Here is a 12,950-nt window from a genome sequence, read left to right on the forward strand (position 1 = left end):
TCCATTTCACGCCGCGCGGACGCTCGCCGCGCATTTCACTCCGTTGGCCGCTACGGGGTTGACAGATAGCGTGGTATGGAATACGAGCAGCCGAACACGTCGGCGGTCACCGGGGTCCCGATGCTCTTCACCACTGTGTTCACCCTGCTGTGGCCGGCCCCGGCGGGAACCAGCACCTCCCGGCGGCCGCTTTCGGCGCCGGACTTGTCGCGCACCCGGACGACACACACGCCGGGCTTGCTGTCGTCGTCCCGAGTGACGTTGATGGTGACCTGCATCGCGTCGCCCGGCCGCTCCTCGAAGCCGATGCGCTCCGCTTCGATCGGGGTCGTGCCGAGGTTGAGGTAGTAGACGAAGCCGATCGCGCCGCTCACGACCAGCGCGATGGCCACGTAAAGCCACCTCCGCCAGCGTTTCGAGGGCTTGCCCTTGCCCGCGGTGCCGTACCGGTCCGCGGGCCGCGCCGGCACGGCGCCACCCTCGGCGGTCACGGTCTCCCCGCTCTGCAAATCCGGGCCTCCGGTCAAACTTGTCGTACCCCTGGGGACAATAGGCAGTGCGGCCGGTCCGGGGCACCACCCTGGTCGAGTATCCGCGACCCGTTCCGGCGGCGCGGAGCCGGGGCGGTTTACCGCGGCGCAACCGGGTGTCACGGAATAACAGGACAGGAAAGGGCCGTTCGGACCATGGTGGGAGCCGACGAGCTGACAACAGAAGACCGCAAGCAGCGACTGCGCCTGATGGCGGTGCACGCCCATCCCGACGACGAGTCGAGCAAGGGCGCCGCCACGATGGCCAAATACGTCGCCGACGGGCATGAGGTCATGGTCGTGACCTGCACCGGAGGCGAGGCGGGCAGCATTCTCAACCCGGCCATGGACCGGCCGGACGTGCTCGCGAACATGACCGAGATCCGCCGCGAAGAGATGGCGCGCGCGGCGAAGATTCTCGGCGTGAGCCACCGCTGGCTGGGATTCATCGACTCCGGGCTGCCCGAGGGCGACCCGCTTCCGCCCGTGCCGGAGGGCTCGTTCGCGGTGATCCCGCTGGAGGAGTCCACCGAGGCCTTGGTTCGCGTGATCCGCGAGTTCCGTCCGCACGTCATCACGACCTACGACGAGAACGGCGGGTACCCGCACCCGGACCACATCCGCACGCACGAGGTGTCGATGGCGGCCTTCGACGCGGCGGGCGACCCGGAGCGGTTCCCGGAGGCGGGCGAGCCGTGGCAGCCGCTCAAGCTGTACTACATGCACGGGTTCTCCAAGGCCAGGATGGTGGCGTTCGACACCGCGCTCAAGGAGGCCGGGCTGGAGTCGCCGTACGAGGAGTGGCTCAAGTCCTGGGACCCGAACCGCGCCGACATCATGGAGCGGGTGACGACCCGGATCGAGTGCGGGGAATACTTCGAGGTGCGCGACGAGGCGCTGAAGGCGCACGCCACGCAGATCGACCCGACCAGCCGCTGGTTCGCCGTTCCGCTGGAGATCCAGCGCGAGGTGTGGCCCACTGAGGAGTACGAGCTGAATCGCTCCCTGGTGGACAGCACGCTGCCGGAGGACGATCTGTTCGCAGGCATCAAGGAGAAGGTGAGCCCATGAGTTTCGGTGTGCCGGCCGTCGCGGTCGTCCCGCTCACCGCGTCGGCGCTGGTGCTGGCCCAGCAGCCGGACAGCGGGGACAACGGCGGCCAGGGCGAGGACTTCGGCAAGTCCTCGCCGGTCGGCCTGCTGGTGCTGATCCTGTTCCTGGTCGCGGTCGTCTTCCTGGTCCGCTCGATGAGCAAGCACCTGAAGAAGGTGCCGCAGAGCTTCGACAAGGAAGAGACCGCTTCCGAGGGTGGTTCGGCTGAGGCCGAGCCCGCCGCCGAGGCAGCGGCAGATGAGGCACCGGCCGCGGCCGCGGAGAAGAAGCCGGACGCGGCGGCGGCCAAGAAGAGCGACTGACCTCCCGCGACGGGGCTGAACTAGCTGGTCAGCCCGTCGCGGAGGGCCGCGATCTTGTCCGTGAGCAGGCTGTCCTCGCCGGGCAGCACCGTGATGTACCGGTTTCCCTCGGGCCCGGAAACCTCGAACGCGACGCGCCCGTCGGTGAGGTCGAGGTAGCTCAGCGGCCCGGCTTCCGCGCGCCCTGGTTCGCGCACGACCACGGTTATCTCGCCGACGCCGAACCAGGTCTGCTGGAACAGGGCGTCGACTGCGCGGGCGGCCGGGCTGCGATCGTCGGTGAGGTCCGCCTGGAAGTCCTCCTGGGGCAGGGAGAACGCGCTCAGCCGGGCTGGCCGGTACCGCGGCAGGCTCGCGACCAGCGCACCGGCCGGAGTGCGGGTTCCGTCCAGCACCTTCAGCCGCACCCGATCGCCGGAACAGAGCACCTTCACGCCGGTCCGTCCCCGCACGGCGACCAGCACGCCGTAGCGGATGTCCTGATTCTCGACGTGGGCGACGTACTCGGTGTCGGCGCGGCCCAGCGCGTACAGGATGTCCTCGAACTCGTCGACGAACCGTCCGTGCTCGAGCAGGCCCAGCCAAGCCAGCTCCTCGCGGGCCGCTTCGTCGAGCCGCTGGCCGCCGGGCGTGAACCGAAGCCGTGCCGAGAACACCGGATGCGGTTCGTCGAACCCGGCTTCCCGGAGCGCGCCGAGGAGGGCGTCCAGGGACAGCTCGGTCGCGCGCACCGCTGATTCCTCCCCGGCGGCCTAGCGGGCCGGCCGGTCCCCGATCACCGGAGGCGTCGGTGTGCCGTCGCTCCCGCCGAACACGTCCGGATCGGTCTCCCGGAGATAGGACGGCGCGGTTCTCTCCTTGTTCTTTTCCTTGCTTTTGCCTGGCATTCCGCCACCGAGCACGCCGCCGGGTTTCCCTTGCGCGCCAGGCGTTCCTGAAGTACCGCTGCGTGGCGGCATCGATCCGCCGGGCGCGCGGGTGCCGACCCGGTTTCCTGCGCCGAGACCTCCGTTTGTGCTGCCGCCAGGACCGCGGGGGACGTAGCCGTTTTCCGGATCGAATCCGCTGGTGCCGAGAGGATTGACCGGCTGACCGGACGGACCGAACCGATATCCCGGCGGCAATGCGGGCGTGCTGGGACTGGAGGAACTGGTACGCGTCGACTCGGGTTGCTCAGCTGGTTCGGCCGACGTCGCCGAAGGCCTGCTTCCCGTCGCATCAGGCCCGCGACTGCCGGGGTGATTCGCTGGATGCTCGCTGCCGGTCACCGGCTTACGCGGGTTCGGAACCGGACCGGTCGGTCCCGCTGCTCCAAGAGGAGGTTCGACCGCGCCAGGATGGTGACGGTCGGGAGGTCCGCCGCCGACCGGTTTGCCTGGAGCCTTGGCGAGTTCAACGGACGCGCCGGTGTCGCTCAGTTCCGCGTAACGCGCCGGGATGCGGTCGGAGTTGGCACCGGTCGCAGAGTGGTATCCGGTGTAGGCGTCGATGTTGTGCTGGGCGTCGGCCTGCCATTGGTTCAGTTTGGCGAAGTAGGCGAGCTTTCCTTGAAGCAGGTCGTATACGTGTTGCGCGCCGATTTCCGGGCGGTCGCCGATCGGTTTCACCGTGTTTTTGACAGCCTGAAAGGCCGAAATCTGCCCGTCCGCCGCGGTCTGCGCGAACACGAGATTTGTACCGATCGACGCGGAAGCGGCCATCAGCGGAGCAGCCGAGTCAGCGGCTTCCTCGGCGGCGGCTCCGTGCCATCCGGCACGCACTTTCTCCGCGAGGACCGCGATCTCGTCGATCCGCCGCGTCAAGTCCCGGCTGAGATCCGCCGCGGACTTCGCGGTCTCGCCCAGCGATTCGGGCCCCTGCCCGCCGGTGATGCGCTGGTAGATTTCCGCCGGGGTCAATGATCGATCGACCATCAGCGTCCTCCTCGCAGATTGCCGAGTACTTTCTCCGCGACCTCGCGCGCTGATTCGCATGGATCCTTCTCGCCTTTGTGCGCCGGCGATTGAGTGATCGACACATCAATGGTTTCACGATCGCTCGTTCCCAGCGCGACATTGCACTCGCCGAGCCGGGCCCGCACGTCCTCTGTCCCGTAGGCGACGACCGGATACCCGTCCACTGGGGCGAGGGGCACAAAGAACGGATAGGCGTTGCCTTTGGCACGATAGACCGAGGTCAGGCCCAGTTTGTCGACGTTCGGGAACAGCACCACGATCTGCGCCTGGGAGAACCATCCGCAGCCAGGTCCGCCCGCGCCTTTCGGGTCCGGCACGATGCGTGCCCCGTCGCCGAGCAGGCCCGAAGTCTGCTCGGCGGTCAGGGCGGCGCAGGGATTCTGCTTGAATCTGGTGATGTCGATCGGGTTCGGCACTTTCGGCACGCCAGGTCCGGGAACCTCGTCCGCCGGTGTGCTTCTTGACGTCGGTTGACCGGTGCTCTCGGCCGGGACGGCTTGCCCCGGGGTCGTACTCGAGCAGCTGGCGAGGGCGAACAGGGTCAAGGGGGCGAGTGCCAGGGCACGTCTCACAGACTTCCCCCGGCCAGGTGCATTTCGGTCGAATGCGCGTCCTCGACGGCCGCGTATTTTTTGAGTGCCGCGCGATGTTTGGCGGCTTGATCGCGACAGTATCGTTCGCATTGTTCCAGCGAGCCCCGCAGGACTTCGCCGGAACCTCGGAAGACGACCGCATTGTCCGTGCTGGAAAAATCCAGCCCGGGCGGCTGGGTTCGCGCGATGACCTCTGCGCGATCCTTGTCGAGGCGGAACTTGTGGGCGAGGTTTTCGTAAAGGTCCGCGATTTCTTTGAGTGTCGCTCTGTCGTACGAGTACCCGTCGCCCGGCAACGGCGCGGCCGCCGTCGTCTTGGTCGACGCGGCACCGCGTGTCCGGTCCGGAGGCAGGTTGGACTGCCGATTGTCGGTCACGATGTACGCCTCCCCGTGCGTAGATCGTCCCGGGTCCGCTGGGCCCAGGTGCGTTTCATCACCCTGTGGAACCGGGTAGTTACTCTAGCCGCCACGATTAAGCCTGTCTGCAATTGCTAACTGCAAATGGCAGGCGAGTTCGCGTTTTGCGGCCTGAGCAGGACGGCTGACCTGCCGCCAACAGCAGCTTCACCCGGATGACCTAGACCGTCGGCCGCGGGGAGGAACGGGATCGGCTCGTCAGTGCCGTTCGGCCAGTTGCTCGTCGTAAAGACTCTCCGGCAGCAGATGCTTTCCCGGCGACGCGATCTCGCCGCTCCGGTGCCCCGCCGGCGGCTTGTCCTGCGTTCCGGTGCACCCGAGCGCCCAGTTGTGCGCGGTCGGCGGGTTTTCCACGAGATACGAGCCGGTGCCGCAGTTCCACAGCACCGAATTCGCGCCTGCCCAGCCCTGGCCGCTGCCCATCCACCGGCGGTCGGAGAGCTGGAGATGCCCCGACGGCGGGCTCATGGCGACGTCGTCGTAGAGGGTGCCGCTGGCCCAGCGCTGGTGCGGGCCCGCGTCGAGAATGCGGGAGCCGGTGTTGGTCGCGGTGCAGCGGCTGACCACGTTCGGGCCGGGCACCCTGGCCTGCGTGATCCAGGCGTGCACGTTGCTGCCCGTGACGACGCATTGCCGCACCAGGGTTTCCTGCCCGCTGATCGTGTAGGCGGCGGGCTGGGCATGGATGTCCTGGGGCACGGACTCGTCGAGCGACGAGGTGCGCAGCAGGCTGATCCGGAGCGCGTTCTGCCCGATCGTGAAGGCGGAACCGAAATGATCCGCGACCACGTCGTCGACCCAGCTGTCCTGCGCGGCGTCCACGGACACCAGCTGGGATTTGAAGTAACCGTTGTCATGCCAGGCGGGGTCTTGCTCGAACTCGGCGCCGTCCGCGGACAGGTGGGCGAGGCCGGAACCGCTGATGCGGCCGGGATACGCATAGCGGGTGACGGTGGCGTGGGTGTACTGGCTTTCCAGCGCATTGGTCAGCGGCACGTCGAACTGGACGGTTTTGCCGGTGACGGCGGTGATCGTCCGGTCGAATTGCAGACCCGAGTTCGGCGTCCACTGCTTGCTCGGCGTGCCGTCCGGCCGCGGCGGGATCTTGTCCATGCCGATCGCGTGAATCCACGACTGTTCCTGCGGACGCTGCACGATGACGTGGTCGCCGACGTGCAAGGACGACGCGTCGCTGACGTCGAGCCGTTCCGCGCCGACGGGGACGTAGCTGCTGGCAACCGGGATCGCTGAACCGGCCGAGGTGCGCGAACCGGTGCCGGCGATCGTGACCAGTGTGTGCAGCTTGCCCGCGGCGACCAGCTTGGTTCCGTTCGAGCCGCTGCCCGCGCCGCGCAATTCGACGTTGCTGGCGCTGATCCGCAGCGTGCCTTCGAGCCGGTACGCACCGGCCGTCAGCTGTACCGCGCCAGGTTTGCCGCTGTTCGCGACCTGGTCGATGGCCTGCTGAATGCGCGCGGTGTCGTCGCCCGACGGCTGCGGCGCGACGGTCGCCGCGACCGGCAGATCAGGCAGCGGAGCGTCGCCATTGCGGTAGCCGACGCGGGAGAAATCGGGGATCCGGTTGCCTTGCGCGTCAGTGCCGTAGGCGAGACGGCCGTTCGCGAAGCTGATCCAGTTCGGAGCCGCGGATGCCGCAGAAGTGCCGCAACCGGACAAGCCAAGACATCCGATGAAAACGATCGCGACAACGGGCTTCCGGTAGCCAGCGCCAAGGGATCGCCTCATGAAGGCGGACTGTAGCGATCTTCTGGTCAGGAAACCAAGGCCAAAGGTCGGATTTCTCAGCGTTCGCTCAGCGGATCGACCGCGGGATCACCCGTTCCGCGCAAGCCAGTCCCGGAGCTGCTGTGCGTATTCCGGCGCGAATTGCGGGGTCCAGCGCCGGAAATAGACGTGCATGTTCAGTGCGTGCAGCGCGTGCGCGAGTTCTGCCCGTCGCGCCCAGTCGGCCGGCAGCGGGAACGTGGCGGCGTAGGACTGGAGGAAGACGGCCCGGCCTTCCGGGAATCCGGCGAAGATGTGCTCGTCCAGCTTGCCGAAGTCGCGGAACCGGTCCGCGTACGCAGCGTGTTCGAGATCGAGGACGCAGGTGATCCGCCCGTCGCGCACCAGGATGTTCGGGAGCCAGAGGTCGCCGTGCGTGAGCGCGGGGACGCTCGCGGACTCGTCGAGCTCTGCCACGGCGCGGGCGAACGCGGACCGGAGGGCGTCGGCTGGACCAGTCTGTCCGGCATCCGCTCCGGGCAGCAGGGCTTCGACCTCGGCCTCGATCGATTCCCGCAGCGACGCCGTCTGGTTTCCGCCCAGCACGTCGCCGAAATGCGGTCCGGCGATGGAGTGCAGCCGACCGGTAACCTCGCCGAGGTCTGCGAGCAGGACGCTGCGCTCCCTCTCGGACAGGGACTCCCACACGTCGCTGGCCGCGTCGCCCTCTTGGTACTCCTGGATGAGCACGGGGCCGCCCAGTGCGGGCTCGTGCGGCACCAGATTCCGGTAGCGCACCACGGGAATCCCGCCCTCGGCCGCCGTCCGCGCGCTGGCGACCAGCCGCCGCAGATGCGCGGGATTCCGATCGCGTTGCGGCGCCTTCACCAGCAGCCGGCCGTCTTCGGTGTCGGCTACCCATTGCTTGCTCGTGTAGCCCTTGTCGAGGAAGCGAACCGACCTGACGTGGCTCTTCGGGTACTCCCTCTCCAGGATCTGCTTGATCGCAGTCGTCTCTTCCGTCGGCATGAAGATCAACTTAGGTGTCGCGGCGACGTTTCTTCCACTCAATTCAAGTCCGCCCGCCGCGAGTGCTCCCGACCGGAATGAGGCACACTCGGCACCATGTCGAACCGCCTCGCCGAAGCGACTTCCCCGTACCTCCTGCAGCACGCCGACAACCCGGTCGATTGGTGGGAGTGGGGTCCGGAAGCGCTGGCCGAGGCGCGCCGTCGCGGGGTGCCGATTCTGTTGTCCGTCGGGTACGCCGCCTGCCATTGGTGTCACGTCATGGCGCACGAGTCCTTCGAGCACGAGGGCACCGCGACCCTGATGAACGCGCATTTCGTGAACATCAAGGTCGACCGCGAGGAGCGGCCGGACATCGACGCCGTCTACATGGCCGCCACGCAGGCCATGACCGGGCAGGGCGGCTGGCCGATGACCTGTTTCCTCACGCCCGAGGGCGAGCCATTCCATTGCGGCACTTACTATCCGCCCGCGCCGCGCCCCGGGATTCCGTCGTTCACGCAGCTGCTGGTGGCGGTCGCGGAGGCGTGGGAGGAGCGGCCGGACGACCTGCGCGAGGGTGCGAAACAGATCGTCGGGCACCTTGCCGAGCAGAGCGGTCCACTGAAGGAGGCCGCCGTCGACGCCGGCGCTTTGGCGGAAGCGGTGACGAAACTCGCGCAGGAGGCAGACCCCGTGCACGGCGGTTTCGGTGGTGCGCCGAAGTTTCCGCCGTCCATGGTGCTGGAGTTCCTGGTGCGTCACCACGAACGTACGGGTTCGACGCAGGCGCACGCGCTCGCCGAGTCCGCGGCGGACGCGATGGCTCGCGGCGGCATTCACGACCAGCTGGGCGGCGGGTTCGCGCGCTACTCCGTGGACGCGGAGTGGATCGTTCCCCACTTCGAGAAAATGTTGTATGACAACGCGTTGCTGCTCCGAGTGTACGCGCATCTCGCGCGTCGCGGGTCGGCGTCGGCGCGGCGGGTGACGGAAGGGATCGTCCGGTTCCTCGAGCACGATCTGCTTACGCCGCAAGGAGGTTTCGCGGCTTCGCTCGACGCGGACACTGAAGGCGTCGAGGGATTGACGTACGTGTGGACGCCCGCGCAGCTCAACGACGTCCTCGGCGAGGACGGCCCATGGGCGGCCGAACTGTTCAGCGTCACCGAAGAGGGCACCTTTGAAGAAGGCGCGTCGACCCTTCAGCTGCGGACAGATCCGGACGATTTCGACCGTTTCGAGCGCGTCCGGCAGGCATTGCTCGAAGCGCGCGCGGAGCGTCCGCAACCGGGGCGGGACGACAAGGTAGTCGCGGCCTGGAACGGCCTCGCGATTTCCGCGCTGGCCGAAGCGGGCGTCGCACTGGAGCGTCCACAGTGGATCGAACTCGCTCGTGGCGCGGCGTCTCTGCTGCTGGACCTGCACGTCGTGGACGGACGACTCCGCCGCAGCTCGCGGGACGGCGCGGTCGGGACGCCGGTCGGCGTGCTGGAGGACTACGCCTGCCTCGCTGACGGTCTTCTCGCCCTCCACCAGGCCACTGGCGAACCGCGCTGGCTCACCGAAGCTACCCGGCTGCTGGACGTCGCACTGGCGCACTTCGCGTCGGATTCCGCGCCCGGCGCGTATCACGACACCGCCGACGACGCCGAAATTCTGGTGCAGCGTCCGTCCGATCCGACGGACAACGCGAGTCCGTCCGGCGCTTCGGCGCTGGCCGGTGCACTGCTCACCGCGTCCGCGCTGGCCGGGGCCGACCAGGCGGCGCGCTACCGCGACGCTGCTGAACTCGCGTTGCGCCGCGTCGGTCTGCTCGCCGCGCGGGTGCCGCGGTTCGCTGGGCACTGGCTGTCCGTGGCGGAGGCGGCGCAGTCCGGGCCGGTGCAGGTCGCGGTCGTCGGCGCGGACCGCGCGGAGCTGGTGACGGCCGCCGCGCAGCACATCCACGGCGGCGGCATCGTGCTCGGCGGCGAGCCGGACGCGTCCGGTGTCCCGCTGCTGGCCGACCGGCCGCTGGTCGACGGCGAGGCGGCGGCGTACGTCTGCCGCGGCTACGTCTGCGAACGCCCGGTGACTGCGGCGGACCAGCTCATCGCCCAGCTCTGACGAATTCCGCCCCTGGTGAACGTGCTACCTGCCACGGTGGAATCAGCGTAGCTTCAGTAGTGGCGTAATCATGTAATCAAGGATGGTGGACGTCATGGGGCGAGGTTGGAAAGGCCGGGGCTGGCAGCAGGCCGAGGCTCCGTCGGCGGACGACGCGGCGGCGTGGTTCGGCGGACGGCTCCCGGACGGCTGGTTCACCGGCGACCCGGAAATCACCGTGGACCGGGAAGAGATCCTGATCGTCGGCGAACTGCCCGCGCTGACCGGCGAATACGCCGACGACGCGGCCCGCGCGGCCGCCGAGGACGGGCGGATCAGCCGGTTTCGCGAGGAAACCCGCGACGAGCGGATCGAGATCGCGCGGCAGGCTGAGCACCGCTACCAGCGCAAAGTGGCGTGGGGCGCGAAGCTGGGCGGCACGACGGCGCACTTCACGACGCTGTCGGTGCCGGTGATGACCCGGCTGCGGCAGCCCGAACGGCTGGTCCTCGACACGCTCGTGGACGCCGGCGTCGCGCGGTCGCGGTCCGAGGCGCTGGCCTGGGCGGTGCGGCTGGTCGGCGAGCACGCGGACACGTGGCTGACCGAACTGCGCGAGGCGATGACCAAGGTCGACGACCTGCGGTCGAAGGGGCCCGATTTGGGCTGAGCTGCGGAAGATCCTCCGCTGCGGCAGGCTGGTGGCACCCTGCTGCATCGGAGGAACCGTGGACGTCCCTGCTGTGCCCGAGAAAGTGGACCCGGACGCGCTGACCGCAGTCCTCGACGGACGCTGGGCCGGGTTGAAGCGCGACGTGCGCGCGCAGATGAGCACGGAGAAGTTCCGGGACACGATCGGTCTCGACGTCGAGGCGCACCGCGTCCAGGTGCTGGACCAGCTGCGGAAACTCGCCGAAACCGACCGTCCCGCGCTCGGCTTCGACTCCGCGTACGGCGGGCTGAGCGACGTCGGCGGGTCGGTGATGTCGTTCGAGATGCTCGGCTACGGCGACCTGTCGCTGATGGTCAAGGCCGGGGTCCAATGGGGCCTGTTCGGCGGTGCGGTGCAGTTGCTCGGCACCGCGAGGCACCACGAGAAGTACTTGCGCCGCATCATGAACCTGGACCTGCTCGGCTGCTTCGCGATGACCGAGCATGGGCACGGTTCGGACGTTCAGCACCTGCACACCACCGCGACCTACGATCCTTCGACGCACGAATTCGTCGTGCACAGCCCAGATCCCGGTGCCACCAAGGAATACATCGGCAACGCCGCCCGCGACGGACAACTCGCGGTGGTCTTCGCGCAACTGATCACCGGCGGCGAATCCCGTGGCGTACATGCCTTCCTGGTTCCGATCCGCGATGATTCCGGTGCTCCGTCTTCTGGCGTCACCATCGCGGACTGCGGCATAAAAGCCGGTCTGAACGGCGTCGACAACGGACGGTTGACCTTCGACCAGGTCCGCGTGCCGCGGGAAGCGCTGCTGAACCGCTTCGGCGACGTAGCCGAGGACGGCACCTACACGAGCCCGATCGAAAGCGACGGGCGCCGGTTCTTCACGATGCTGGGCACGCTCATCCGCGGCCGCGTAAGCGTCGGCGGCAGTGCCGGATGCGCCACCCAGCGAGCCCTGACGCTGGCAGTGCGCTACGGCGACCAGCGGCGGCAGTTCCAGCGTCCGGAAGGTGACGAGGTGGTCATCCTCGATTACCTGGGGCACCAACGAAAACTGCTGCCAGCCTTGGCGAAGACCTACGCCTTGCACTTCGCGCAGGAGGAACTGGTCGCCGCCCTGCACGACATCGCCTCCGACGCGCCGGAAGAAGAACAACGCGAACTGGAATCCCGCGCCGCCGGTCTGAAGGCTCTCAATACCTGGCATGCAACCGCAGCGATCCAAACCGCCCGCGAAGCCTGCGGCGGCAGCGGATACCTGTCCGAGAACCTGCTGGCCGGCCTGAAAGCCGACACGGACGTCTTCACCACCTTCGAAGGCGACAACACCGTGTTGTTGCAGCTGGTCGCGAAGGGCTTGCTGACGCAGTACAAGGAACACTTCGAAGACCTCAGCCCGCTCGCGACTGCTCGCTTTGTCGCTGAACAGCTGGTGGATACCGTGAAGGAACGCTCGGCGGCGTGGAAGTTCCTGGAACGCCTGACCGAGTCAGACGACGCTTCGGTGCTCTTCGACCGCGAGTGGCAACAGCGTCTCTTCGAGGACCGTGAAGAGCATGTGCTGAGCGGTGTGGCCAACCGTCTCCGCGGAGCTGCTTCGGATCCCTTCGGCGTCTTCAACTCTGTACAGGACCATGTGCTGCTCGCTGGCCGCGTACACGTGGACCGGTTGGTTCTCGACGCCTTCGCGCGCGCAGTGGCGAGCTGTAGCGACCCGGACGCTGCTGCGCTGCTGGACCGAGTGTGCGACCTGTACGCCCTGTCGACGATCGAAGCGGACCGCGCTTGGTTCCTTGAGCACGGACGGATCTCCGCAACCCGGTCCAAGGCGGTGACCGCGGCGGTTAACGCATTGTGCGGGGCTTTGCGGCCACATGCGCGGACGTTGGTGGACGGGTTCGCGGTTCCGGAGCAGTTCCTCGCGGCCCCGATGCTGAAGGGCTGAGCCCCTCGTCGATTCGAACGCGGAGGGCCTACATGCCGAGTAGGCGGGACTTCTGCGCCGCGAATTCCTCGTCGGTAAGGATTCCGCGCTCGCGGAGCTCAGCGAGTTTTTCAAGATCAGCAGCGAGGCTGCTGGTGGCAGACGCAGGTGCGGGAGGAGGTTCCGGTGCCGGGCTCGCGAGAGCTGGTTCGCTTGCCGCTGACGCCTGCTGACTGGGATGGCTGCCGAGGACCAATTCGGTGAGAAGGTCCTTGATCGGCCTGGCCTCGTTGTGGCCGACGCGGAAATCGATCGTGTTCCCGCTGGTGACTACTTGGACGGCAGTGAAACGCAAGCCATCGCGTTTCGTCGTGACACTGGAGATGTTCTTGATCGGGATCATCTCGGTGCCGGCCCGGCCAGAGCGGACACCGGTCGCGAGCAGGGACACGCCTGAGGTGAGAAGGCCGGCGGTGAGCTTGCCGCCGCTGACGCCGCGGGGACGCTCCCATTCGACGCGGTCGGAGAAGATCTGCACCGTGGCGTTCTTGCCTGCGATGTGGCTCTTGAACTGCAACAAGGGGATGTCGCTGGTCATCGGCTCTCAGTCCTCC

13 protein-coding genes are annotated in these 12,950 nt (G+C 67.8%); 5 read left to right on the plus strand and 8 right to left on the minus strand.

The genetic code is table 11. From position 1 onward, the window contains the following. Positions 1-50 precede the first annotated feature (50 nt). Positions 51-470, minus strand: a complete 420-nt coding sequence (locus tag PUT80_RS16890; protein WP_275292774.1) for a DUF4307 domain-containing protein — start codon at positions 468-470, stop codon at positions 51-53. A gap of 216 nt (positions 471-686) precedes the next feature. Between PUT80_RS16890 and mca the strand changes: the two genes are divergently transcribed. Together mca and PUT80_RS16900 are read left to right on the plus strand one after the other, a co-directional pair. Next, positions 687-1,601 carry a mycothiol conjugate amidase Mca gene (gene mca / locus PUT80_RS16895; RefSeq protein WP_037816719.1) on the plus strand — a complete coding sequence of 305 codons (915 nt, stop codon included), beginning with the start codon at positions 687-689 and terminating at the stop codon, positions 1,599-1,601. Then, positions 1,598-1,945 carry a hypothetical protein gene (locus PUT80_RS16900; RefSeq protein WP_275292775.1) on the plus strand — a complete coding sequence of 116 codons (348 nt, stop codon included), beginning with the start codon at positions 1,598-1,600 and terminating at the stop codon, positions 1,943-1,945. The genes mca and PUT80_RS16900 overlap by 4 nt, the downstream gene beginning before the upstream one ends. A 20-nt stretch (positions 1,946-1,965) precedes the next feature. Here PUT80_RS16900 and PUT80_RS16905 read toward each other — a convergent pair whose 3' ends face one another. The 6 genes from PUT80_RS16905 to PUT80_RS16930 all read right to left on the minus strand — a co-directional run bounded on the left by PUT80_RS16905 (position 1,966) and on the right by PUT80_RS16930 (position 7,666). After that, on the minus strand, positions 1,966-2,676 hold the full coding sequence (locus tag PUT80_RS16905; RefSeq protein WP_275292776.1) for an ESX secretion-associated protein EspG: 711 nt from the start codon (positions 2,674-2,676) through the stop codon (positions 1,966-1,968). A gap of 21 nt (positions 2,677-2,697) precedes the next feature. Further along, a complete protein-coding gene (locus PUT80_RS16910; RefSeq protein WP_275292777.1) occupies positions 2,698-3,858 on the minus strand; it encodes a hypothetical protein in 1,161 nt (386 codons plus the stop codon). Then, entirely contained in the window at positions 3,858-4,583 is a 726-nt protein-coding gene (locus tag PUT80_RS16915; protein ID WP_275292778.1) for a DUF3558 domain-containing protein, read from the minus strand. The genes PUT80_RS16910 and PUT80_RS16915 overlap by 1 nt, the downstream gene beginning before the upstream one ends. Then, positions 4,469-4,870, minus strand: a complete 402-nt coding sequence (locus PUT80_RS16920) for a hypothetical protein (protein ID WP_275292779.1) — start codon at positions 4,868-4,870, stop codon at positions 4,469-4,471. The genes PUT80_RS16915 and PUT80_RS16920 overlap by 115 nt, the downstream gene beginning before the upstream one ends. A gap of 240 nt (positions 4,871-5,110) precedes the next feature. Then, positions 5,111-6,658 (minus strand): glycosyl hydrolase family 28-related protein, encoded by a 1,548-nt coding sequence (locus PUT80_RS16925; protein WP_275292780.1) that lies wholly within the window; start codon positions 6,656-6,658, stop codon positions 5,111-5,113. A gap of 87 nt (positions 6,659-6,745) precedes the next feature. Then, positions 6,746-7,666 (minus strand): aminoglycoside phosphotransferase family protein, encoded by a 921-nt coding sequence (locus PUT80_RS16930; protein WP_275292781.1) that lies wholly within the window; start codon positions 7,664-7,666, stop codon positions 6,746-6,748. Between the two features lie 96 nt (positions 7,667-7,762). On the opposite strand from PUT80_RS16930, the gene PUT80_RS16935 reads away from it, so the two are divergent. The 3 genes from PUT80_RS16935 (at position 7,763) to PUT80_RS16945 (ending at position 12,357) form a co-directional block, all read left to right on the plus strand. Then, a complete protein-coding gene (locus tag PUT80_RS16935; protein WP_275292782.1) occupies positions 7,763-9,754 on the plus strand; it encodes a thioredoxin domain-containing protein in 1,992 nt (663 codons plus the stop codon). Positions 9,755-9,848: 94 nt separating this feature from the next. Next, positions 9,849-10,403, plus strand: coding sequence for a hypothetical protein (locus tag PUT80_RS16940; protein ID WP_134667059.1), 555 nt, complete (start codon positions 9,849-9,851; stop codon positions 10,401-10,403). A 58-nt stretch (positions 10,404-10,461) separates the two neighbouring features. Then, positions 10,462-12,357: an acyl-CoA dehydrogenase gene (locus tag PUT80_RS16945; protein WP_275292783.1), complete on the plus strand. Its 1,896-nt coding sequence runs from the start codon at positions 10,462-10,464 to the stop codon at positions 12,355-12,357. 28 nt (positions 12,358-12,385) lie between these two features. On the opposite strand, the gene PUT80_RS16950 is transcribed toward PUT80_RS16945, so the two are convergent. Next, positions 12,386-12,934 (minus strand): SHOCT domain-containing protein, encoded by a 549-nt coding sequence (locus PUT80_RS16950; protein WP_275292784.1) that lies wholly within the window; start codon positions 12,932-12,934, stop codon positions 12,386-12,388. Positions 12,935-12,950 lie beyond the last annotated feature (16 nt).

Origin of the sequence: Amycolatopsis sp. La24 (assembly GCF_029087445.1) — a bacterium.
In the GTDB taxonomy this organism is placed as follows: domain Bacteria; phylum Actinomycetota; class Actinomycetes; order Mycobacteriales; family Pseudonocardiaceae; genus Amycolatopsis; species Amycolatopsis nivea.

Excerpts from the sequence above, each read along its gene's own strand:
- PUT80_RS16915 (WP_275292778.1), bottom strand. The coding sequence starts at position 4,583 with ATGCGAACGATACTGTCGCGATCAAGCCGCCAAACATCGCGCGGCACT.
- PUT80_RS16930 (WP_275292781.1), bottom strand. The coding sequence starts at position 7,666 with ATGCCGACGGAAGAGACGACTGCGATCAAGCAGATCCTGGAGAGGGAG.
- PUT80_RS16925 (WP_275292780.1), bottom strand. The coding sequence starts at position 6,658 with ATGAGGCGATCCCTTGGCGCTGGCTACCGGAAGCCCGTTGTCGCGATC.
- PUT80_RS16935 (WP_275292782.1), top strand. The coding sequence starts at position 7,763 with ATGTCGAACCGCCTCGCCGAAGCGACTTCCCCGTACCTCCTGCAGCAC.
- PUT80_RS16910 (WP_275292777.1), bottom strand. The coding sequence starts at position 3,858 with ATGGTCGATCGATCATTGACCCCGGCGGAAATCTACCAGCGCATCACC.
- PUT80_RS16900 (WP_275292775.1), top strand. The coding sequence starts at position 1,598 with ATGAGTTTCGGTGTGCCGGCCGTCGCGGTCGTCCCGCTCACCGCGTCG.
- mca (WP_037816719.1), top strand. The coding sequence starts at position 687 with ATGGTGGGAGCCGACGAGCTGACAACAGAAGACCGCAAGCAGCGACTG.
- PUT80_RS16940 (WP_134667059.1), top strand. The coding sequence starts at position 9,849 with ATGGGGCGAGGTTGGAAAGGCCGGGGCTGGCAGCAGGCCGAGGCTCCG.
- PUT80_RS16950 (WP_275292784.1), bottom strand. The coding sequence starts at position 12,934 with ATGACCAGCGACATCCCCTTGTTGCAGTTCAAGAGCCACATCGCAGGC.